General features: G+C 55.4%; 22 protein-coding genes and 4 pseudogenes. 14 read left to right on the top strand and 12 right to left on the bottom strand.

Annotated features, from left to right (window positions below; genetic code table 11):
- Nucleotides 1-21: 21 nt before the first annotated feature.
- From Q0G75_RS06190 to Q0G75_RS06165, 7 genes and pseudogenes are all read left to right on the top strand, one after another.
- Nucleotides 22-717, top strand: a complete 696-nt coding sequence (locus Q0G75_RS06190; protein WP_294416104.1) for an IS3 family transposase — start codon at nt 22-24, stop codon at nt 715-717.
- Nucleotides 693-893 carry an IS3 family transposase gene (locus tag Q0G75_RS09375; protein ID WP_365910851.1) on the top strand — a complete coding sequence of 67 codons (201 nt, stop codon included), beginning with the start codon at nt 693-695 and terminating at the stop codon, nt 891-893. Before Q0G75_RS06190 ends, Q0G75_RS09375 begins: the two co-directional genes overlap by 25 nt.
- 76 nt (nt 894-969) lie before the next feature.
- Nucleotides 970-1,272 (top strand): annotated as a pseudogene (locus tag Q0G75_RS06185) (transposase); the annotation flags it as partial.
- Between the two features lie 377 nt (nt 1,273-1,649).
- Nucleotides 1,650-2,945 carry an AAA family ATPase gene (locus Q0G75_RS06180; protein ID WP_294416105.1) on the top strand — a complete coding sequence of 432 codons (1,296 nt, stop codon included), beginning with the start codon at nt 1,650-1,652 and terminating at the stop codon, nt 2,943-2,945.
- Nucleotides 2,942-3,628, top strand: coding sequence for a hypothetical protein (locus tag Q0G75_RS06175; RefSeq protein ID WP_294416107.1), 687 nt, complete (start codon nt 2,942-2,944; stop codon nt 3,626-3,628). Before Q0G75_RS06180 ends, Q0G75_RS06175 begins: the two co-directional genes overlap by 4 nt.
- Nucleotides 3,629-3,770: 142 nt before the next feature.
- A pseudogene (locus Q0G75_RS06170) lies at nt 3,771-4,277 on the top strand (transposase); the annotation flags it as partial.
- Between the two features lie 65 nt (nt 4,278-4,342).
- A pseudogene (locus Q0G75_RS06165) lies at nt 4,343-4,465 on the top strand (transposase); the annotation flags it as partial.
- A 201-nt stretch (nt 4,466-4,666) separates the two neighbouring features.
- On the opposite strand, the gene Q0G75_RS06160 reads toward Q0G75_RS06165, so the two are convergent.
- The 3 genes from Q0G75_RS06160 to Q0G75_RS06150 all read right to left on the bottom strand — a co-directional run bounded on the left by Q0G75_RS06160 (nt 4,667) and on the right by Q0G75_RS06150 (nt 7,457).
- On the bottom strand, nt 4,667-6,082 hold the full coding sequence (locus Q0G75_RS06160; protein ID WP_288578765.1) for a hypothetical protein: 1,416 nt from the start codon (nt 6,080-6,082) through the stop codon (nt 4,667-4,669).
- Between the two features lie 144 nt (nt 6,083-6,226).
- Complete coding sequence (locus tag Q0G75_RS06155) at nt 6,227-7,081, bottom strand: abortive infection family protein (RefSeq protein ID WP_294416111.1); 855 nt, start codon at nt 7,079-7,081, stop codon at nt 6,227-6,229.
- Between the two features lie 34 nt (nt 7,082-7,115).
- Nucleotides 7,116-7,457 (bottom strand): hypothetical protein, encoded by a 342-nt coding sequence (locus Q0G75_RS06150; protein ID WP_294416113.1) that lies wholly within the window; start codon nt 7,455-7,457, stop codon nt 7,116-7,118.
- A 124-nt stretch (nt 7,458-7,581) separates the two neighbouring features.
- Here Q0G75_RS06150 and Q0G75_RS09370 point away from each other — a divergent pair, with 124 nt between their 5' ends.
- Complete coding sequence (locus tag Q0G75_RS09370) at nt 7,582-7,746, top strand: IS3 family transposase (protein WP_365910866.1); 165 nt, start codon at nt 7,582-7,584, stop codon at nt 7,744-7,746.
- Between the two features lie 154 nt (nt 7,747-7,900).
- Here Q0G75_RS09370 and Q0G75_RS06145 read toward each other — a convergent pair whose 3' ends face one another.
- Nucleotides 7,901-8,407, bottom strand: coding sequence for a 3'-5' exonuclease (locus tag Q0G75_RS06145; protein ID WP_294416114.1), 507 nt, complete (start codon nt 8,405-8,407; stop codon nt 7,901-7,903).
- Nucleotides 8,408-9,556, bottom strand: a complete 1,149-nt coding sequence (locus tag Q0G75_RS06140) for a UvrD-helicase domain-containing protein (protein WP_294416116.1) — start codon at nt 9,554-9,556, stop codon at nt 8,408-8,410. It lies immediately after the preceding gene.
- On the opposite strand from Q0G75_RS06140, the pseudogene Q0G75_RS06135 reads away from it, so the two are divergent.
- Nucleotides 9,549-9,779 (top strand): annotated as a pseudogene (locus tag Q0G75_RS06135) (IS3 family transposase); the annotation flags it as partial. The gene Q0G75_RS06140 and the pseudogene Q0G75_RS06135 overlap by 8 nt on opposite strands.
- Nucleotides 9,780-9,944: 165 nt before the next feature.
- Here the strand turns inward: Q0G75_RS06135 and Q0G75_RS06130 are convergent.
- From Q0G75_RS06130 to Q0G75_RS06105, 7 genes are all read right to left on the bottom strand, one after another.
- Nucleotides 9,945-10,598, bottom strand: coding sequence for a hypothetical protein (locus Q0G75_RS06130; RefSeq protein WP_294416118.1), 654 nt, complete (start codon nt 10,596-10,598; stop codon nt 9,945-9,947).
- A 10-nt stretch (nt 10,599-10,608) separates the two neighbouring features.
- A complete protein-coding gene (locus Q0G75_RS06125) occupies nt 10,609-12,207 on the bottom strand; it encodes a DUF2326 domain-containing protein (RefSeq protein WP_294416120.1) in 1,599 nt (532 codons plus the stop codon).
- A 132-nt stretch (nt 12,208-12,339) separates the two neighbouring features.
- The gene (locus tag Q0G75_RS09365) at nt 12,340-12,585 is read right to left on the bottom strand and encodes an ABC-three component system middle component 6 (RefSeq protein ID WP_365910845.1); all 246 of its coding nucleotides are present in this window, start codon (nt 12,583-12,585) and stop codon (nt 12,340-12,342) included.
- An 18-nt stretch (nt 12,586-12,603) separates the two neighbouring features.
- Nucleotides 12,604-13,170, bottom strand: a complete 567-nt coding sequence (locus tag Q0G75_RS06120) for a hypothetical protein (RefSeq protein ID WP_294416123.1) — start codon at nt 13,168-13,170, stop codon at nt 12,604-12,606.
- Nucleotides 13,157-13,354 (bottom strand): hypothetical protein, encoded by a 198-nt coding sequence (locus tag Q0G75_RS06115; protein WP_294416125.1) that lies wholly within the window; start codon nt 13,352-13,354, stop codon nt 13,157-13,159. Before Q0G75_RS06115 ends, Q0G75_RS06120 begins: the two co-directional genes overlap by 14 nt.
- Before the next feature lie 284 nt (nt 13,355-13,638).
- Nucleotides 13,639-14,757: an IS3 family transposase gene (locus Q0G75_RS06110; RefSeq protein WP_294416159.1), complete on the bottom strand. Its 1,119-nt coding sequence runs from the start codon at nt 14,755-14,757 to the stop codon at nt 13,639-13,641.
- 816 nt (nt 14,758-15,573) lie between these two features.
- Complete coding sequence (locus tag Q0G75_RS06105; RefSeq protein ID WP_294416160.1) at nt 15,574-16,146, bottom strand: sugar transferase; 573 nt, start codon at nt 16,144-16,146, stop codon at nt 15,574-15,576.
- Between the two features lie 174 nt (nt 16,147-16,320).
- On the opposite strand from Q0G75_RS06105, the gene Q0G75_RS06100 reads away from it, so the two are divergent.
- The 5 genes from Q0G75_RS06100 to Q0G75_RS06080 all read left to right on the top strand — a co-directional run bounded on the left by Q0G75_RS06100 (nt 16,321) and on the right by Q0G75_RS06080 (nt 21,222).
- Complete coding sequence (locus Q0G75_RS06100) at nt 16,321-17,463, top strand: ImmA/IrrE family metallo-endopeptidase (RefSeq protein ID WP_294416126.1); 1,143 nt, start codon at nt 16,321-16,323, stop codon at nt 17,461-17,463.
- Nucleotides 17,463-17,990, top strand: a complete 528-nt coding sequence (locus Q0G75_RS06095) for a DUF4411 family protein (RefSeq protein WP_294416128.1) — start codon at nt 17,463-17,465, stop codon at nt 17,988-17,990. Before Q0G75_RS06100 ends, Q0G75_RS06095 begins: the two co-directional genes overlap by 1 nt.
- 1,026 nt (nt 17,991-19,016) lie before the next feature.
- A complete protein-coding gene (locus Q0G75_RS06090) occupies nt 19,017-19,352 on the top strand; it encodes a type II toxin-antitoxin system RelB/DinJ family antitoxin (RefSeq protein ID WP_294416130.1) in 336 nt (111 codons plus the stop codon).
- Nucleotides 19,353-19,783: 431 nt separating this feature from the next.
- Entirely contained in the window at nt 19,784-20,746 is a 963-nt protein-coding gene (locus Q0G75_RS06085; RefSeq protein WP_294416132.1) for an Abi family protein, read from the top strand.
- Between the two features lie 86 nt (nt 20,747-20,832).
- The gene (locus Q0G75_RS06080; protein ID WP_294416134.1) at nt 20,833-21,222 is read left to right on the top strand and encodes a helix-turn-helix domain-containing protein; all 390 of its coding nucleotides are present in this window, start codon (nt 20,833-20,835) and stop codon (nt 21,220-21,222) included.
- The last annotated feature ends 145 nt before the right edge of the window (nt 21,223-21,367 follow it).

Genomic DNA, 21,367 nt, shown 5'->3' with positions numbered 1-21,367 from the left:
CTTCTCGAGGCAAGCCCAAGCGTGAGGTTCGAGTTCGTGAGGACCGGCGAGCATGGGATGAGCGTCAAGAAGGCATGCGGGGCGCTGGGCGTCAGCAGAGGCGGATACTATGCCTTCCTGAACCGCCCCAAATCATCGAGGCAGATAGCCCACGAGGCGCTGGAGCCGTTCGTCGAGGACATCTTCTACGCCAACAATCGCAGGTACGGGTCGAGGCGGATCGTCGTCGAGCTTCGCAAGATCGGCATCGTTGCGAACGGCAAGACCGTGCAGCGCATGATGGCGAGGAAAGGGCCGGCATCCTACAGGGGCCCCAAGAAGTACAGAAGGGGCGGAAAGGCCTCGGACAAAGGGGCCAATGTCTTGAACAGGGAATTCTCCGTCCAAAAGAAGAACAGCGTGTGGTGCGGCGACATCACCTACATACCCACGAGAAGGATGGCTCTACCTGGCCACCTACCTCGACCTGTTCTCTCGCAAGATAGTCGGATGGCAAGTGCCCCCCGCATCAACGAGAATCTGGTAATCGACGCCCTTGACAATGCTGTGAACAGGGAAATCCGGAAGAAGGACTCATGGTGCACACGGATAGAGACAGCCAATACACCTCGAGCAGGTTTTGCAGGGAGCTCGAGAATCGCGGGTTCGTCCAATCGTTTTCCCGCAAGGGCTGCCCTTACGACAACGCCGTCATGGAGTCGTTCTTCAAGACCCTGAAAAGGGAGCTTCCCCTCGATCGCAAGTACGACACCCGGATAGAGGCCAGGCAGGAAATATTCAAGTTCATCGAGCTGTATTACAATACCAGGCGGCCGCATTCGTCCCTCGGCAACCTATCGCCCGTGGAATATGAGCGGCAGTGCGCTCATCAGCTCGATTCCGGATGTCCATAAAACAGTCCCAGTCCAACCGAAACGGAAATCGACTTGTCAACGGATCTGGGGCAGATTCAGATTCACCTCGGCGACCAAGGCCGAGTCGGTGACAGCCGAGCTCGAGTCGATGAGGCTGAAGGAGGCCGCAAAGGTCGTGCGCGAAGGCTTCGCCGAGACGCTGACGTACTGCGAGATGCCCCGCGAGCATTGGCGGCGCATCCGCACGAACAACGCCATCGAGCGGCTCAACAGGGAGATCAGGCGGCGTACCCGCGTTGTCGGCACGTTCCCCGACGGGAAATCCGCGCTGATGCTGGTTGCCGCCCGCCTGAAATACGTCGCCGACAGCGAATGGGGCTCCCGTCGATACCTGGACGCGTCTCTGCTCAAAGAGTAGCCGTGCCGGCGACTACCTAAAAGTGCGCAAAGCCACTGACGCTACAGCTTGATAAGGAGATTCATCCCGACAAGCAAGATAAACAAAATTACAACTCTTCATCAATAAATGGGCAGCATCGCGAAAATCCGGGCCGATGAACCTTTAGCAGAATATGCACAGTCGTCTATAGCTGATTCACAAGGCTTGAACCAAAGCAGAAAGACCTCGTCTCCTGCCTATTGGTTGATTCGGCTGGTTGCGTTTTCCGTACGTCAGCGACGAAGGCAGCATGCCGCAAAAGCCGAAGCCCGTAAGCCATCGACTATAATGAACCTGTTTGATCCGGCACAAAAGTTTAATTGGCTGGCTGCCAGCGCAAAACACAGGAGGTTATTGTGGGATTCGCCAACACAGAGTTGCGAATTAGCGAACTTGAGATTAGTAACTTCCGGAGGTTCGAATCGCTTTCCATCGACTTCGACCAGCAACTCACCGTTCTTGTTGGCGATAACGGAACGGGTAAAAGCACGTTGATTGACGCTGCCTCCGTTGCACTCGGAACGCTGTTCCATAAAATCGAATACGCAACGTCGCCGTCGATTTCTTCCGACGATGCTCGAGGCGCTGTTATCAAGCAAGGCGACATGACGGTTGTGCAGCCGCAGTATCCTGTCGTAATTAGCGCGGCTGGCGTTGTTGCTGGCTCATCGATATCTTGGACCCGTTCGCTGAACAGCGCGAAGGGCCGCACCACGCGAGCAGACGCCAAGACTATCGTCAATGCAGGTGAACGAATTCAACAAATTGCAGCCGACGACAGTGATTTGGTGTTGCCAATTCTTGCGCGATACGGAACGAACCGCCTTTGGAAACAGGATGGTCCTTCGTCAGACATCCTGCCCAGCAGAACTAGGGGCTACGAAGATGCCCTGCAAGCCGCCTCGAACGATTCACGCATGAATGCCTGGTTCAAGAGGCAGTCATTGTGGGAATGGCAGAACAAAAGAGAAAGCGCGGTATTCACGGCCGTCAAAAAGGCGCTCGCCACCTGCTTCGACTCTGCTGCGTCAATTGACAATGCGATGGTCGATTACGATGCGGAGCTACAACAACTTGTCTTCACGTTTTGCGATGCTAACGGTATTTATCACCGCGACAGGCTTCATTCCATGAGCGATGGCTATCGTGGAACGATAAGCCTTATCGCCGATATTGCCTATCGTATGGCAACGCTTAACCCTGCTTTACGCGAGCATGTGCTTGAAACGCCTGGCGTCGTCTTAATCGACGAAATCGATCTGCATCTGCATCCTCGTTGGCAAGCGCGCATCCTCGACGATCTAGTGCGAATTTTCCCGAACGTGCAATTTATCACAACCACGCACTCCCCTGTCATTGTCGCGTCGGTTCCGCGGAACAACATTCGCATACTTGAAGAGTGCTCTACAGCCATACCCGCAACAGAAACCCGAGGACGCGACGCAAGCGACATCCTCAATACCGTACTCGGCGCCACCTCTCGTCCAGAAAACGTTATGCAGTTGTTTGCATCATTCAACCGCGCAATCGACGAGGAAGATTACAGAACGGCAAAGGATGTCATTATCAACATCGAATCCCTTATCGGCGGAGATGACCCCGATGTTATAGCGGCAAAAACAACCCTCGAACTCGAGGAGCTGCTGTCATGATTCCCATTATCAAGGGCAACGAGCCGAAAGCGCTAACCGAAGCGAAGCAGGATATCAAAAACACCCCGGATGCCTCATTCGACTATTCGCCGCTACGTGGCGAGCATAAGCGAAAAGTCCTCGAGGCTCTTATTGCCGAGCAGGGGCATCTGTGCGCATATTGCATGTGCCGAATCGACACCAACGACAACCCCGCAACGATCGAGCATATAACGCCGCAACATCCCGCCACCTCATGCTTCGATAGGGATTTGAGCTTGTCATACAAGAATATGCTCGCGGTTTGCGATGGTCGAAGCGGTGCGACGTGTGATAAGCGGCGCGGCAATAAGCCTTTGACAGTGAATCCGCTCAAGCCAGAAACGCTTGCTACCATTACCTATCATCATGACGGAAGAATCCATGCGGACGACCCGGACATCAACCATGACCTTAATGATACGCTGGGGCTAAATAGCAGCAAAACGAATCTCTGCGCAAACCGCGCTGCGGCGATGCAGGCAATGGAGCAAACGATTCTGAAATCAATTGCCCGCAAGAGAATCGACGGCAACTCTACCGCCAAAAAGAACCTATGCTTAAAGATTCTCAAACAATACGAAAACCAAATCGACAAGAAAGAAGAATACCTAGGGGTAAAACTCTTCAAAGCTCGCAAGTTTGTTGCGAAGTTTTCCGCATAGCAGTTATGCAAACCTCGGTTTGTAGTAGTACGCCGATCGTTGATGCAAGCCGCCTTGGTCAGATATCACCGAAGGCGGGCGGACGGCGGTCCACGACCCGGAGATCGTGTCGAGACAGTTGGTGTAAGCGAAGCGGATCGGGATGGCTTTGAAGGGGAACAGCCTTCGCCCTAGAATCTGGAATTGCGACATAACGGATTCTTGGAAAGGACGAAGACCGCAATGGAGGGGTCTAGCGGAAAGTATGCAGGAGCAGCCGGCGATGCCGAGGCTCGAGGACGTGACGATGATGGTGTCCATCGGCGTGAACGGGGACTGCTACCGCAAGGTCGTCGGCTGCGCCGAGAGCTTCACGGAGTCGGCCGAGTGCTGGCGCGGCTTCCCGTCGTGGCTGAAGTCGCGAGAGCTGCGCGGCGCTCGCATGTTCACCGGCGACAAGGCCGCCGGCGTGGTCGGCTCGATCGCCGAGGTGTTCCCGAAGGCCAGATACCAGCGCCGCACGGTGCACTTCTACCGCAACGCGCTGGCCAAGGTCCCCAAATCGAAGCGCTCCCAGGTCGCGGCCATGCTCAAGGCGATCCACGCGATGGAGTCGCGCGAGGCGGCATCGGCCAAGGCGGGGTCGGTGGCCACCGAGCTCAAGTCGATGAAGCTCAAAGAGGCGCCAAGGTCGTGCGCGGCGGGTACGCTGAGACCCTCGCGTACTGCACGACGCCCCGCGAACATTGGCGGCGCATCCGCACGAACAACGCGATCGAGCGGCTCAACAGGGAGATAAGGCGCAGGACCCGTGTGGTCGGCGCGTTCCCCGACGGGGAATCCGCGCTCATGCTGGTGGCCACCCGCCTGAAGTGCGTCGCCGACAGCGAATGGGGATCGCGCCCCTACCTGGACGTGTCGCTTCTCAAGGAGCAGTCATGCTGACGGCTGGCTGAATTCGCGTAAAACCATTGACGGTACCGAGTAGCCTTGGGGAAGTTGGTGCAAGCAAGACAAATCAAGACGGCTTTGAAAGGAAGCGGCCCTCGCCATAGAAGGCTACATCAGCTTCTGGATGATTTCCGATACGGAATTTCTGCCTCCCCTCCAATCGCTGCCAGACTTTGGGAGAGTAGTGAAGTACCTGCTATCTCCGTAATATGACAGACTATAGTGTTTCCCATCTTCGTCAATCTCGAATCCAAGATCCTGAAGCTGGCGCTTCTTGGAAGGCAACATCTTACTGTAATCCGTCAGTGCATTTCGCAGATTCGATCTCCTCTGATCGCTTCTGCCCTGAACAGGATTAGCTTCCAAAACATCACTCAGAACATCAGCCCTTCGCGTCCCAGAGCTAAGGTTGTTAGCGCGCTTTTCTAGCTCTTCAAGAATCATTTCCTTAATTTCATCTGGAAAGAATTCTTCTTCCTCACCGTAAACAAGAAGCGGGGTCCCTTCAGCATTATTCAGCTTTCTTCTAAGCCCACGAACCTCCGCTTCTAATGATGCATTCTTCGCTGTCAGTTCATCAACCTTTTGATGGAGTTCTTTATTTTCCTGATCAAATGCATCTACGTACTCTTCCCTCTGATTCTCAGCCACTTGACGTGCGTGATCCGCCGCACTTTTGCGATCGTTCAAAAGAGAATATGTCACACCAGCCCATGTATACGATAAATCCGTCTTTTGCGCATTTGCATACTGCAGGACTATTCGAATGATTCTATTAGCGAATAGGCCACTATCGTTGCAATACTTTTTTGGCAAGAGTCTTTTGTGATCACCGTTCGGAAAATAAACACCGACTGCGCCCAAGTATTCGTTCTGGTCGCCGCATGCATTTCTTATGGCCAAATCAAGCTGGCAACTCTGTTCCAACAAAACATGAGCAACCCCCTTCAAGCTGTTGCAAAGCTTGCTTACATTCACCAGAGCATGATTCGCTGATGTCTTTGAGATATAGATAACCGGAAGGCTATACTGTCTCTCATGGTTAACAATTGAAGCAATCAAATCAACATTGTCACTTGTGATATCAATAGGATCTCTCAAAACAGGAAGACCGTTATCATCTTTTAGATATCCCTCTTTGATTAACATCGTCACAAAATAAGGCACAGAAAAACGATAGTCCTCGACCTGAGCCCCCTCAGTAAGACTTCGATCAAGCTGAATTGCCATTCTCATTTCATCGAAATTCATGATGAAATCAGTATCCCAGACAACACCCTCTGCATTCGTCATCTCATAACGAATTGCAACGGTATTATGGTTACGATACTCCTCAATACCAAGCCAAAGCGACCCATCACCATATCGGATGTTGCCCTGCCCACTCCATTTCAGATCTGGAATCACGCAATCTTGATGTGGGCTCGACTGATTCCACTCAATCACAAGACGTATGAAATCATCGCGAGTAAGAGACTCATCGATATCCAACAGCGTGGAATACATCAACATTGCTTCCTCCAAATACACATTGCTTCGCATTCAAACTCGGAGCAGCCATCTCTTTGAAAGACACTTACAAGTCTAATCGATTTGCACAACAATGGCTGTATTCATCACTCATGAAGCCGGCAATTAGGGGCTTGTTTGTCTACGCACGTGAGCTACTCAGTTCTGATTGCCGCCCGAGCGCCAGTTGTAGGTTTCCCAAAGATATTCGACTAATGTGATGCTACTCCCTACTGCGAGCTTGGCATGCCTGACGGGCAGGGCGAGAAAACCCGCCTCCCTGCCGTGACCGCACCCGTACTCGTTTCGGAACTCGGCAACTCCCGTCGCAAGGCCGCTGAGGCTTCCAAGTATTTGCCTGACAATACTAGCCTCCCTACTGTTTCCAGTAACTGTTTCGGTAGTAATAGAAAGAGCTTTCATCGTCTCTTTTACGAGTTTATTTAGGTCCCAATTCTTATCCGCGGATATCTGCATCTTTCCAAGTATCGTTTTACAGCAGCTCTCGATAAGCTCCTTTGACTTGCCAATGGCTTCCGTCGGGTCGCTTTCCCTCATTTCCATGAGCAAGGAGATGCGGTCGTTCATGAATTCGCTCGAGAATTCCTTTTGGAGATAGCGCAGCGATGGCTGTAGGTAACTCGCCCCGGCACGTTCCCGATCTGCAACCTCCTTACATTTGATATACAGGCCCCTCTTGCCTTTCTCATGCTTGTAGGAATTGAATTCATCCTCTGCGGCAGAATCGAACTCCGGCCTAAAGTGAAACTCGTAGTACTCAAAAAGATCCAGCAGTAGCCGTGTCGCATCTATAGGATCGGCTTCACCAAGATAGGCGAGCATTGATTGTCCTTTTGATAGACCATAATGCCCACAGAGAGGCATCCCGATGCTGTTCATCGTAAAAGCATTGAAGTCCGCAGTACTGAAGTCGAGGACATAACCACTACGGTTGAAAAGCTGTGCGAACGCTCCCATTTCTAACTTCGAAAACATCTTCCTCCTGTGCTGCATGCATTTTCTTGAAGGGTTAGCCTCCAGGGGAGACTCATAACGCCAGCTTGGTCGAATCTCCCCGTAAAACGGCTTCCCCTATAGTCTCATTGCTCATGATGCGATAAAACTCACGAGATCCTTTTGCGATCTTTAAATCACTGCAACCGAGCAACAAAGCTGTCCCAAGCCGGTTTCGTCGAACGCTTTTATGGTAGCGGAATTGATGCCTTCTGCTCGTATCCAATGCATAATGGATAGACACCGGCATCACCATCTCCTGCCACGATAAAGCATAGATAGTGGAGAAATCGAGGTAAAGCAGGTCAAGGACCAGCTCCCTATTCTCCCTGAGCATGCCAAGTCGGCCATCGTACACACCGCCGTTGACGGCCACGATTCGACATTCACGTACCCAGAACGCGAATACGCGGTCGCAGCTAAGCGGAAGTCGGTCTAGCTCCAACTAGAACCGCCAGCATGCATTCCGGACGTTCCAGCGCCGCCTTAAGCCACATGGAATCGCCCGATCCACGTCGCGGCCGGGCGACCTGTGGGGCGACGCGCTCGCGGAATCCTTCTTCAAGACGCTCAAGCGCGAGTTGGTGAACGGCAAGGGCTGCAAGACGAGGGAGGAGGCGAAGCGGGACGTGTTCGAATACATCGAGCCCTGCTGCAGCAGGTAGAGGATGCGCTCATCGATCGGCTATTACGCCCCGTGCGACCTAGAGCGAGATGTTGCCTGAAGAAGCTTATTTTTCCGTCCAAGAAACCTTGACCAGTCCAAATCGCCTAATCAGAAACGGTCCAGGATTTCCACCGCAGTCCCGATTCAATACACTACGAGACGACAATGTCAGCTAACGACTCAGGCGTGAAGGCTTTTACTCCGGGGATGGATGCAAAGCATGAAAGATATCCCGTCTTGTGCTCGCACTTTCCGTTCACGCGGTCTCTTGATGCAAGAAGAGTTACCGAGCGTTTGGCACGAGTAGCTGCCACGTAAAACAAGCACAATTCGTCGACGTACGATTGGGGAACATGGCTTCCCTCATGCAAGCACTTATGCCCGACCGTTCGGTTTTCTCTGAGCTGAAAGCAGCAGTCATTACATGTGGTATATGCAGGTACGACCCACTGCATCATCTCAGGGAGAAAAACGTAATCCCATTCGAGCCCCTTTGACGCATGCATGGTGGTGACCACAACTGCCGCATCAACATAATTAACGGCATGGCGAAGCGCTTTGTTTTCAAGAATGTTTCTAACATACTGGTATTTAGCGTCTGCGGGCGTGCCCGCATATTCCGCTCGGACCTGCGCTCGCATCCCCTCAATCAGCTGCATCTATGAATCACCATGGGCAAAACTTCCCCCTTGTAGCAGCTTTCTTGTTGCTTCAACAAAATCATTCAAAGTAGATAGACTGAGTTTATGGTCACCGCCTGAAAGTCGATCCAACTCGGCAATGCATTGATCGTTGAATTGGATGTATTCTTCGTCCTCGTCGCTAAATAGACCATCGAAGCAAGAGATGCCCTCCGCGCGAACTGAATTAACGATGCGGTCGGAATAATAACCCCTCGAGCGAACAAGCACTGCAATCTTTGCGTGATTTTGGGCGTTAATAACTCTGGAAGCTAGTTTGCAAGTCTGTTTAATCTCGAGTTCTACCGAACTAGATAGAAGCAAGGGGATTTTCGATTCATCGTCAATGGATGGAGATAACGGATTGCGTATGTTCTCCCGAATATTCTTATCCAGAAGCTGCATAGGGGATCCGGGAAGGAACCTGTGGTTAACCTTCAATTCCATCACCTTAAAATCAAAATCCTTGCAGGCGATTTCAATGAAATTCGGAACTGCGCCAATAAAGCCGTAAATCCGCTGCAAAGAGTCCCCGAACATACACACTATTGTCCGTTTTGTTGCAAGCTTATTGAATAATTTGTAACCAAGCAGATTGGTGTCCTGCGCTTCGTCAACGATGATGTATGGGTACAGGGATCGGTAAAGACCGCAAGTATTTTTGTCGTCTTGGAGCACCTTGATTGCCGGGAGAAGAATTGCGTTGTAGGTAATACAGCCATTCTGAATCAATGTCTTTAAAACCAGATCGCAATATGGCTCAAATAGAGAATCGATTAACCTTTCATCCGCTCGCTTTACTGCAGCGGAAAGAGAAGTCAAAACTTTGTTGTGCTTTTCCGAGAAAGGAACTTTCAGATTATGCAGAAATGCCAAAACATGGCTTTCGTTCATAGGCGTAAGAGCGTTAACGTCAATGCCATGCGAAAGCGATGCGTGACCATGCTTCATAATTATCTGCCTTGCAAGAGCGTGATAATTCATCACATCAACCCGACCGACCAACTCCTTCCTCATGCCTTTTTGTTGGGCAATGGCTTTGTGAATGTCATTCTTCATCTTTCTTGCGGCATTGACGCTGAACGTTAGCGCAAGCGCGCGTTTGGGATACGGAATCACGCGCTCCATGTCGAAGAAGGGCTGCTCTCCCGACAACTCCGCGATGGAAGAGTTCTTCGGGCGGCTCAAGGTCGAGTTCTTCTGTGGTCGCGACTGGTCGGGATGGTCGATCCATGGCTTCATGGATGCCCTCGATGAATACATCCGTTGGTATAACGAGGAGATGATCAAGCTGCCATTGGGAGGAATGAGTCCTATGCAATACAGAAGATCATTGGGGCTCGCAGCATAGGCTTTGGGACGGAAAAATGTCAGCATCCCCCTTTGTTCATTGCCTGCTTGACATAAACAGTTTTGCTGCTGTCCGATCGCCATACCGCCACTCCCCCTGATGGTTTTTACGTGGGTAGCAGCATAGCTGCTGGCCATAGAATCGAGCAGCTAGTGCCGTAAAGCCCTATTCGCTCCACGAAACCTCAGCCGGTGAAACTGCGATGGTCGGGCCGCGCTCGACAATTTCACGCCATTTCAACAAAGTTTGCAACCTGAGCACCATACGGGCCGTAATATTATTTGCATCCCTATCTTCCATTATCAGAGACGGACCAAGTCCGTCAGCTGGATCGGCTGCTTCGAAGCGCCCATGCGCTAAGCAGTTCCTAATACGGCGGAATAGCCTGAGCCATGAATTGCTGCCCGACGTAGCCCTCATGGCGACCCGTTCCGTAGCGACATCTAAAAGGAGTCCATCAGTGAAATCAGCAAGTTGAAACATACGCGGCAAATCGACCGCAAGTTTGTCCCCGCAAGGAATACTAACGGGGCTTCGAGGCACGATCATTTGACCCTTGCATTCTGTGAACGCCGCCTCAAGCTCGGAGCCCAGCCCGGTATCCCTTATAGAACCGCTCCAGCCGTACCGTTCAAACGGTCTTCCCTGGCAGCTAGTTTTTTCGCACGGCGAGTGGAGAACGTAGAACTCGTAAAGGGCCCACAATTCGGCATCATCAAGCAACTTGCAGTCCGGGCATTCGCTCAGTATCGAGGGATGCTTTGTCGTGCTGTACTTCCATGGGTTGTAACGTCCGGAATCTTTCTTATGGTTGGCCACTGCGCACCGCTCATTCCGAACCATGGCTCCGCTCGTTTGCTTCGACCGTCAGGCCCTGGAATAGTTTGTCCCGCTCTGACAGTTCGAGGATGCACATTGCGTCCTGTGATTCCTGGGATATCCGCGATGAATCAAGCTTCTCCTTAAGCACGGCGATAATAAACTGGCAATTTATGCTATTTGCTTGGTCGATAATTTTCCTCAGGTCTTCACCCTCAACATTCTCAACGACGTCTTGAACCACGAAGCGAGGCACCTCTATCTTGTTAGCAATTGCGAACTGCTGGTACGAAAGGTCATAAACTGCCAAAAGAGACTTACGCGTGCCGGTACTTGATCCGTTGAGGTCGGTTATAGCCACCGGAAACTTGCTCGTGTCAGTCGAGTAGGTCAGTATGGGCCTCTCGCCGTTAACAGCATTTGCCATCGGCGTAAAATAACTATTGAAGGAATTCATCATAGCTTGATGACTCGAGATCGAGGATTCCCGTTCCTCTCCACCCTCGGAGAGGCTTGCGATTTGACTTTTCAGTGCCTTTATACGATTATCATAGTTTTGCAGCGTGCTAAGGACCTCAGCATTTCTGCCCATCTCCTGGCGCAGGCGCATGCACTCTTCGAGAAGGGCTTCGTACTCGCCCATCGCCTTGCCATCAAGGAGCGAGAGGTAGCGCAAGTTCTCAGCCGAGAAGGCTGCGATCTTAGCCTGGATGCCCGCTCTTTCGGATTCGAGCTCAGCCCCGACCTCCCGGAAGTACGCTATCTCGTTCTCGCAGAGCGCTCGGTTGAACGCAACCATGTCCTCAAACGTCTTGTTCACCGAGGGAATGAGGGAGCAGACCTCGTCGTAGAAGCTGCGCGAAAGCGACAGGTCTGCTTGTTTCGCCGCCCCCTTCCTGAAGCGCTCTATTGACTTATTGTTGCGCTCAATCCTAAATTCGACCTCGGCCAAATCAGAGCGCAGTTCGGCATAACGACTCCTCGCCTCCTCGATTGTCTCCCTGTTGGCCTTAAACTCATCGGCATCGAGCACGTCGCCTAGCCGAGACTCCAGGCGTTGGCACTCGCGCTCCAGCGCCACACCCACTTGGGCAAGCTGTTCCTCGTCCTCAATACCAGAAAGGCGCTTGTACTGCTTGACGGATTCCCTAAGCTTGCTCAGCTCCCTGTTAAGCTCAGCTAACCTTGCGTCGAGTTCCGAATCCGAAATGTCAAATAGATAGTTGTAGACCGCCCTGTAATCAGCGATAGATGCTCTGGGCAGCGCTCTAAGGAAGGAATCGTCGTCCCCACTCATGGATACTCTCACGAAATATTTGATGAGCTGGCGGAACGTGGGCTTGCTAGAGCCAACCGCAAACAAGGCCTCGCCCAACAGTTCCCTGTACTTGGCTGCATTGACCTTCTCGCCGTCAAAGAAATATCGACCTCTTGGAAACAGCTCCACTTTGAGCTCAACGCTGTGGTTAAAGGGCCTCTCGAACGAGCTCACGAGAGTCATCTCTCCCACGACCCGTTTGTCAACAATAATGTCGCGCAACTCCTCGCTGACGCTATTCGTCTCGTCGTCCTTGTAGAGGCGATCCCTTCCATTTGCACCGAGCAGCACGTCTACGAGCTTGAGGAACGTCGTCTTCCCGACCTTATTATGCCTGTCTGACTCAAAAGTATCGGCAATGAGATTGGCCCCCTATGGAACACAACCTCACGCATGACACGACCGGTCATCGAGTTCCGAAGCCTAACCGACTTTATGAACATGGAGCTTCCCTTCCCCAGTAACATCCACTCCAGCAACAAGGAACAAAAAATCGATAGCCATCAAGAAGAAATCGTAAGGAACTTCCCCGCATCGAGCGGAGTCGCAAACCCACCTGTAAAGGTCGATTATCCCGGTTTCTCCTTCGGCGGAAATCCGTGAATGTGCCAAAGCGGCGATATAGTAGACCGTCTTCACCGGGTCGTTGTTCCTGTCGAGAAGCAGCATGAATAGTTAAACACTCTCCTACGTGGGCTTTTTCAGAACGATGCATCTGGAAACCCCGCACGCCACGAGCGCGATGCAGAAACTTTCTACATCCTCGCGCGTATGAACATGCGGATTATAATCCACGTCCTCAAGAATTGTCTGGACAAGACGGTCTTTGATTGCATCGAGCTGCTTGTCCCCATCGCCAACTACGAGCTCGCCGTCGGCATTATAATCAGCGGCGATAAAGAAGAGATCGCCGAGTTTCTTGATTATCTTCTCGCTGTCGGGGAACTCGCCCATGGCTTCGCGAACCTTGGAATAGTCGTCCGAATGGTTGCGGATAATCCTTATATATTTGTTTGCGTTGTTGAAACGCAATTTATCATTCATGCCGATGGGGACATCGAGCGGAAGCTCTGAATCAGCACTGAGCGAACCGCTATAGACGAGGGCGAGCAAATCATGCACCACGCTATGGGTAAGCCCTTCTTTGCCGCCAATTTGCATCATAATCTTCTGGGTGTTGTTATCACCCACAATCTGGCCAGTTCCAAACCCCAGCGAAGAAAGTTCTGTCGAACATGAGCTAGCGATTGGCATGCACGTTCACCTTGTTGCCCGAGCCCATAACTTGGCTGCTGCCGTTACCAGAGACACGCATGGCATTTCTCTGAAAAGAATCTCGCATTTTCTCGATATCTGACTTAATAGAAAGGGATATGACAGCAGCGACAATCGACGCGCATGAGGCAATTATCCCAAGGATTAGGTTTAGCGTTTCCATTCTTTGATGCTCCTTCTATCCAGATGGGCAAAAACCTTAGCCGGCATCCATAACTGGAGCTTCGACGAGGACAACAACGAACACAGGTCCTCTGGCATTCGGCAGGAGATAGGCCACACTTCTCACTTCGCACGTTAATCTCTTTTAGCATATTTCACAACTATCACCAAGGCGCCGGACGGCGTAAGGTTAGCGAAACTCAGATTCATCTATTTTGAATCACCATACTTTGACCTGTATCTAGATTTCGGAGATCGGAGGATGCGGACGTTTCTTTGGACCGGCTATGTGGCCAGCCCTAGACTTCTGCGGTACTGCATCGGGCTCAGCCATCCCAGCTTCTCTTTCGGCCGCTCCTCGTTGTAGTATCTCAGATAGGCGTCGAGCATGCGGCAGAACTCGGGCATCGTCACGCCCGACCAGTCCCGATGGTGGAAGAACTCGTTCTTGAGCCTGCCGAAGAATCCCTCCATCGCCGAGCTGTCCGGGCTGCACCCCTTCTTCGACATCGACCTGATCAGGTGGCTCTTCTCGCATATGGCTATCCATCCGGGCCAGCGGCAACGGCGCCCGCGATCGGAACGGGTCACGGGGCGCTGGCCCTCGCGGAGCGTTCCGCATGCGGCCTCGAGGCTGCTGTTGGCGAGCTCCGCGTTCGGGCTCGTGCCGATCGACCAGGCGGGCAGGCCGCCGTCGAAGCAATCGAGGATCAGGGGCAGGTGCACCTTGCCGCCCGGTAGCCCGAACTCCGTGATGTCCGCGGGCCGCAGCTCGTTGGGCGCCGCGGCCCGGAAGGAGCGGTTGACCAGGTTCTCGGGCGCATCGGATATCTCGCCCTTGTACGAGCCGCACCTCGCCCTCCTCTTAGCGTACGCGACCGCCAGCCCCTCCTCGCGCATGATGCGGCGCACCACCTTCTCGGACACCGTGACCGGGCCGTCTCCAGACCGCAGCACGTGCGTGACGTAGCGATAGCCGCGCAAGGCGCTCGCGCCCTCGAACGCCTCGCGCACGCGCGCCCGCAGCCCGGCGTGCTTGTCTGGCCTGCAGAGCGCCGCTCGCTGGTACTCATAGGAGCTCTTCGATATCCTCAAGGAACCGGCGAGCTCTCTCAAGCTTCTCCCCGTCGTCGCCCGTAGCTCGTTTATGACCAGGGCCTTCTCCCTGTTCGTCATCGGGCTGGGGCTTTCGGCTTTTAAAACTTTCGCCGCCGCCCTCAGGATGTCGTTCTCGAGCTCGAGCTGGCGCACGCGCTCCTCGAGGCTCCCCTCGAAGCCGTCGTGCGCCCTGTCGTCGGAATCTCTCATGGGTTCTATGGGGCTCCTGTCCGCCGCCGCGGGACTCGGGGATTCTGCAGCTCTGGCCCAATTGTAGACCACCGCGGCGCTCGACACTCCGAGCATCTCCGCCACGCCATGCCCAACCTCACGAACGCCACAGCCTGCGCCTTCAGGGCGGGATCGTAATGGCTCCAAGGCCTGCCAGCCCTTCTCTCGCGCGACGCGTCGCGCCGGTTCAGCCAGCGGTACAGCGTTTGGCGCGTAGGATAACTCAGCTTGCGCATCGCGCGCGTCATCGACCCGCCGCACTCCTCGACCATGTCAACGGCCCTGCGCTTCTGCTCGTCCGTGTAGCTTGGCATTCGTGAACTCCTGACCGGACCGATTTGGTCCAACTATTTGTCCGCAACCCCCTACCAACCGCCTGCGAGCCCTCAGCCGCACCGTCATCATTGTCACACATCGCCCAGCAGCACTAGAAATATGCGACCGAGTAATTACAATTGAAGGTTAGCTAGGGTTTTGCAACCGCAATGAGCTCCACCGTTCTGCCCGCCGAGTGCACGATAACAGTTGCAATCCCCATGGAATCGCCCGATCCATGTCAAATCAGAGCAAACCACAGGATAACGAGCTGAGTCCTCTTTAAGACGCTCATGCACGATCCGGTGAACAGCAAGGGTGCAGTACGGGATTGCAAGATAAGGGAAGAGACGAAGCTAAACGTGTTCAAGCACTTCGAGATCCACTGCAACAGGCAGAGAATGCGCCCCTTAGCATGCTCATCTTTACGTCCGCCGGACCTAGCGCGCAACCATGCAAGCAAGGTCAATAGCATATGCCAAAAGCGAATCAACGAGCTCACATATCGCCATCGCCGTCACCTAAATTGCAACCGACATCATCACTCTAAGGCGCTCGCAGCCCACGCAATACTCCTTAGCCGTAAAAAGCGCAGAAGAAGTCCTGATGCTGCTGATCCGTTAGATGCCAAATACCTTTCTCAAGAAAGGCACTCTTTTCGATAACACAATAACCAGAGCGGAAAGCAGAGCCGAACCGCCACAGGTCCAAATCTACCCACTCGTCGAAGGTAATCGAGTCGCGATTGCGACGGGTTTGCCAGTAGCATGTCATGCCGGGCTTCACCAGCAGCCTTTGGCGCTGGTAGTCGTTGTAGGTTGCAACCTCGTTCGGCAGCGCGGGGCGCGGGCCCACGACACTCATCCCTTTTGTCAAGACGAAAACGCAAGGTCGTGCAGGTGATTTTGCGCAGGTAGCGGGGGTCGATGGCGATTTCGACGGGTCGTTTAGGGCCACTAGGAGCGCATAAGGCAATCGAAATGCTGAGGTATTCCAAACGCTCGAAGCGCGCCGATTTCCACCCTTGATGCCCGCCGAAACCGTCTCATTGGGACCCGTTTCCCAATGAGACGGTTCTTCACAAACGGCATCAAGGCGCATGAAAACGCGGGGACAGTCGCCAAAGCGCGCTTCTGCGGATACGCCCATAATGCTCAATTCAGGCCCTTAGAAGGCTTCTTATGGTATTTGCAGTCCTCGGCAGGCAAAGTGCGCGGCGAGATGGCGGAGAGATGCGAATTCCGCCAACCTGCGCCGCGCGCACGCTGCGCCACGCAAGAGATTGCGATATATTGTTGTCTTCAGAAGAAGGAGGTGAACGCCATGAGGGACACGCCGAATCCCGCGGTTATCGAGTGGGCCATCAAACGCTGCGGCAAGACGCCCGAGGACATGACGGGCATCTCCAAGAAGGCGCCCCTGTGGGTCACCGGCGACGCAGAGCCGACGGCCAAGCAGATGCAGAAGCTGGCGAAGGCCACGCACGTCCTGCTGCCGTACTTCTACGAAGACGAGCTACCCGACCTGGGCCTCCAGATCCCCGACTTCCGCACCGTGACCTCCGAAGCGCCGAAGGACCCCAGCCCGGAGCTCTACGACACGATCAACCTGATGCAATCCCGGCAGGACTGGCTCTCCGAGTATCTGGAGGACGACGGTGCCGACAGGCTCTCCTTCGTCGGCAGCTGCAAGGGCATGACCTCCGTCGCCGAGTGCGTGGCCGCCATGCGCTCCCTCATCAATCTCGAGGTCGGCTGGGCGAAGAGCCTGGCCAGCGACGCCGCCGTTCGCGCGCTACGCGACGCCATCGAGGCGACCGGCGTCTACGTCTGCGCCGGAAGCTACGTCGGCAACAGCAGCAAAAGAACGCTCGACGTGAAGGAGTTCAGAGGCTTCGTCCTGACCGACGCCTACGCGCCGGTCATCTTCATCAACACCAGGGACGCGCGCTCCGCCCAGCTGTTCACGCTGGCCCACGAGTTCGCCCACCTGCTCTTCAACGAGAGCGGCCTGGACGACGCCGAGCTCGACGAGAGCAATGAGACCATCTGCGACGAGATCGCGGCCGAATTCCTCGTCCCCTCCTCCCTGGCCTTCCGCCTCTTCGACCGGTTCGACAACGACGGGGCCATCAAGGAGATGATGCGCTTCACCAAGGTGAGCGAGATCGTGTGCCTGCGCAGGGCGAAGGACCTGAAGCTCATCAGCAAGGCGGAGTTCTTCAGGAGGCTGGACGATTACAGGGCCCGCCTGTCCTCCCTGTCTCCCAATAAGGGAGAGCGCGCAAAAACCTCCGGGCCCTCCTTCTACACCCTGCAGAAGAACCATCTCGGCAAGCTCTTCCCCGAGACCGTGTACCTGGCCCTCAAGTCCGAGAGGCTGCTCTACTCCGACGCCTACCGGCTCACCGGCATGAGCGCCGGCAGCTTCTCCGACTACTACAAGCGAGAGGGGATGTTCGTATAGTGGCGCCTTACCCGCCTTACCTGATCGATTCCAACGCGTTCATCGAGTCGAAGAACCGCTACTACGCGTTCGACATCTGCCCCGGCTTCTGGGACTTCATGGTCGACGACTTCAACGCAGAGCGGTCTCTCAGCATTCGCCATGTCTACGACGAGCTCGTCGTCGGCGGCGATGACCTGTCCGATTGGGTAAAGGGCAACCTCGAACGGTCATCCTTCAAAGACAGCCTCGGCGATGCCGAGGTGGTGAAGGCGTACATGAAGGTTGCGGAATACGTCCGAGGCGACTACAAGCCGAACGTCGCCTCGGACTTCCTCGCCGAGACGGTTGCAGACCCCTGGCTCGTCGCATACGCGATGGCGCACGGTGGCTGCGTCGTCACGCAGGAGGCTCCGAAGCCCAGCAAGAAGAAGGCGTCGTTGGTGGACGTCTGCGACCACTTCGACGTCCACCACGTCAACGTCATTGAGTTTCTCCGCTCAGAGCAAGCCCGCTTCGTCTACTCGAAAAACAAAGCCCAAAGCTAGAGACTCAGAAAAGCGAGGCTGGGCCCATCGCGGCAAGGCCGACCGGACGCCCATGACACCTCCTAAGCGTATGTTTGGGCTTTCCAGGCAAAACCCGTCGACCGTCGATGCCGGTGATTCATAACGTCAAGCAAGCAGAAAAGGCACACGGGCCTTGTATGGCGGAATCGCAAAGCGGTTCCGCCTATTTTTCGCCCAACAGCGGCGTGTTCCCCAGGAACGCAGGCAGCATGCAAAGCACGCCGGGCAGCAGGCCAAACCCCGAGGCGCAAACGGAGCCCGTCTCCAGCAGCCCCGATCATCCGACTCGTCTATATGCGGATTGAGACGTTCGATAACTATTGGTCCAGATGAAGAAATGGCGAGGTGCAAGCCTCGACGATCCGACAACTGCAAGGCACGCGTCCTTTTCGGCAGCACAGTTGACGCACGCCAAGAAGCGAATCGGCAAGGACGCCTTTGAAGCAGCATGCCTGGCCAGGAGCCCATGCCGCGTAAATAACACGCTCGGCAGCGGGGTCGAGGACCTGCCCGCTGGCCGTCGTCCGCCTTCGCTGCGTCCTGCCAGTCGAGCAACCATCCCGAGCACACGCCCGCCGGTCCCATGGCAAGGGGAGCGTTCCTCGCCTCCTCCCCTTGCAACCCCTCCGGCCGGCAGCCGCTCATCCGCCGCGGGGGCTGTTGCGCAGACCTCGTCGCTGCGGGGCGCACGCGCGACATCTCCACAGGTTCCCGAACGGCCTGCGGCCAGATCCGGAAATCGGTGGAGGTGCCGGCCCTGCCGGGCCTTCGCGAATCCGCCCCTCCCTCCTCGTGCCCGCGCACGGCGGCATCCAAGCCGAGCAAGGGGGCCTTGCATCGGCGGCAGGCCGATCGGCATCGAGGGGAACCTCCGCTCGACGGCCCTCGCCGCCTGTCGGGACCCGATGTCCAAAAAGCGCCGGGCGGCGCCACTGAGTGGAGGCTCCGGCGAACCGGAGATGCGCAAGCCCCGGCAGCGAAGGCGGCAACAGGAAGGAAGAGGAGATGCGCGCATGCAAAAAGGTGTCCGCGAGAATCGACACCAACCTCAAGGACGAGTTCTCGAGAACGCTCGAGGGCATAGGCCTGGACTACACGTCGGCGGTGAAGAGCTTCGCCTACCAGCTCGTTCGGAAGCGGGCCATTCCCTTTGAGGTCAGGTCGGTCGACTTCGAGATGTCGGGCAAGACCGCCGTGACGTCGGTAAGGCTGCCGGAGGAGGTCGCCGAGGAGGCCATGGCCGTTCTGGCAGGCATGGGGATATCGTTCTCCGTCGCCGTCAGGATCCTCGCCCTCGAGACCGTCGCGAGCGGCATGATCCCCTTCAGGGCCGGGGAGTGACGTGCATGCCCGTCTGGATCTTGATGCCCAACGCGTAGGACACTAGCCGACGCTCGTAGGCCAAAGGCCTACGAGCGTCATCCCTTTTGTCAAGACGAAAATGCAAGGTCGTGCAGGGATTTTGCGCAGGTGACGGGCATCATCGATGATTCCGGCAGGGCAATTCAGGCTTGATGGGACGCACAAGAGAGCCGAAACGATGCGATGTTTCAAGCATGCAGAGCATGCCGCTCCCCCTATAACTGATGTCAAAATCGTCTCATTGGGACCCGTTTCCCAATGAGACGATTCTTCACAAATACGCTTAGGGCAAAAGAAATCGATGAGATCTAGCCGAGAGACAAGGCGCCTTACCGCCCCATCAGAACGCGACCGTCAAAGTCGCCACAGGCTTGTATAATCTTCCGAACACCGGAGCGAAAGGATGGGGAATGACGGAAAGCGGCAATATCGAGCAGCGCAAGGCCATGCTCACAGTTGACAAGCAGATTGCCCACCTCAAAGCGAAGGGCGTCACGTTCGACCTCTGCTCCGAGGACGAGGCCGCCGCCTACCTCTCCAACCGCACCTACTACTTCAAGCTGGCAGCCTACCGCGTCCTGTTCGACAAGCGCGTCGGCGGCGAGCGCGACGGGCAGTACGTCAACCTCGATTTCGGCCACCTGCGGGCGCTCGCATCGCTTGACCGCGACCTGCGTTACGCGTTGCTGCCGCTGACGCTCGACGTCGAGCACGCCGCGCGCACGAAGCTTGTCCGCATCGCTACCGAGCATGAAGACGAGGACGGCTACTCTATCGCGGCGGACTACATGGCGAGCCTCAACCACAACGAGCGCCGCCGGCGCGAGGGCGACATCAAGTCGCTCGAGAACGACGCGTACTGCGGGGCACTCGTCAGACGATACGGCAGCAGGCCCGACGCCATGCCGACTTGGGTGCTCATGGAACTGTTCTCGTTCGGCAGCTTCGCGAGCCTGTACCTCTTCTGCGCGAACCGATGGGCCGACCCGGCCATGGAAGACGAGCACTACATGCTGCGCCAGGCACAGTTCGTCCGCAACGCGTGCGCGCACTCGTCGAACCTGATAAACGGTTTCGAAATCAAAGGCGGCGCAGTCGAGTCCAACGCCGACGTTGAGAGGGCGCTTGCAAGGACCGGCCTCTCGCACAGGGTCAGAACAGCGAAGATGAGGAACCCGAGGCTCAAGCAGATAGCAACTCTGATGTACCTGCATTCCCGAATCGTGCCCGAGGGCTCCGGGAAGCGGCGCGCAGTCGGGGACATGGCGACGCTCAAAGCCAGGATGGGCGAGACGTCCGAGCTTCTCAACGCCAACGACACCGTCCGCTCGTCCCTGGATTTTCTGGCGAAGCTGATTGACAGCTGGTTCTAATGAGGCATAATGGTCTCAGACAGAAAAACCCACGGGTTTTGTAAGGCGGGGTCGCGAAAGCGGTTCCGCCTAGTTTTTTATATAGGGTGTGTGACACGGCAGGTGCATCGTTCAGCTACCGCCAGGACGTCAGCTCCACCGTGATACGCTTCGAGCGCCCCGGGGCACAGGCGACGGTCGCGGAAGACGGTGCGGATGCCGAGCCCAAGACACCCGCGGTCGCCGACGCCGACGCCGCCTGGGGCGCCTCGCTCGGCAAGCTAGGGAAGAGCAAGCGCAAGGCCATGGAACTCGCTGCGGCCAACGGGACCGTCTCGACGGGCGCGCTCGTCGAGAGCGCCCAAATCACCAGGCGTGCCGCCTCGGCCGCTTTGAAAAGGCTGTCAGAACGGGGGCTGCTCGAGTGGGTCGGCAAGAACGCGCACGACCCCGGCCAGTTCTACCGCCTTCCGAACGACGATCGTTTCATCTCGTAGCTACTGTGAAGTTCTTCCCGGCTACTGCGAAGTTCTTCCCAGTAGCCGCCTCGCACCGAGGCTGTTTTGCCGGAGCCGCAGCAGGGTCAAGCCGCCCCGCGCCTCCACCGTATACCAACCTCCCATTTGGCAAGCTGCAACGAAG

The sequence above is a fragment of the uncultured Senegalimassilia sp. genome (assembly GCF_934636665.1).
Lineage (GTDB): Bacteria > Actinomycetota > Coriobacteriia > Coriobacteriales > Eggerthellaceae > Senegalimassilia.
Note: the sequence above shows the minus strand (reverse complement) of the source record. Positions and strands in the feature narration are given on the sequence as shown.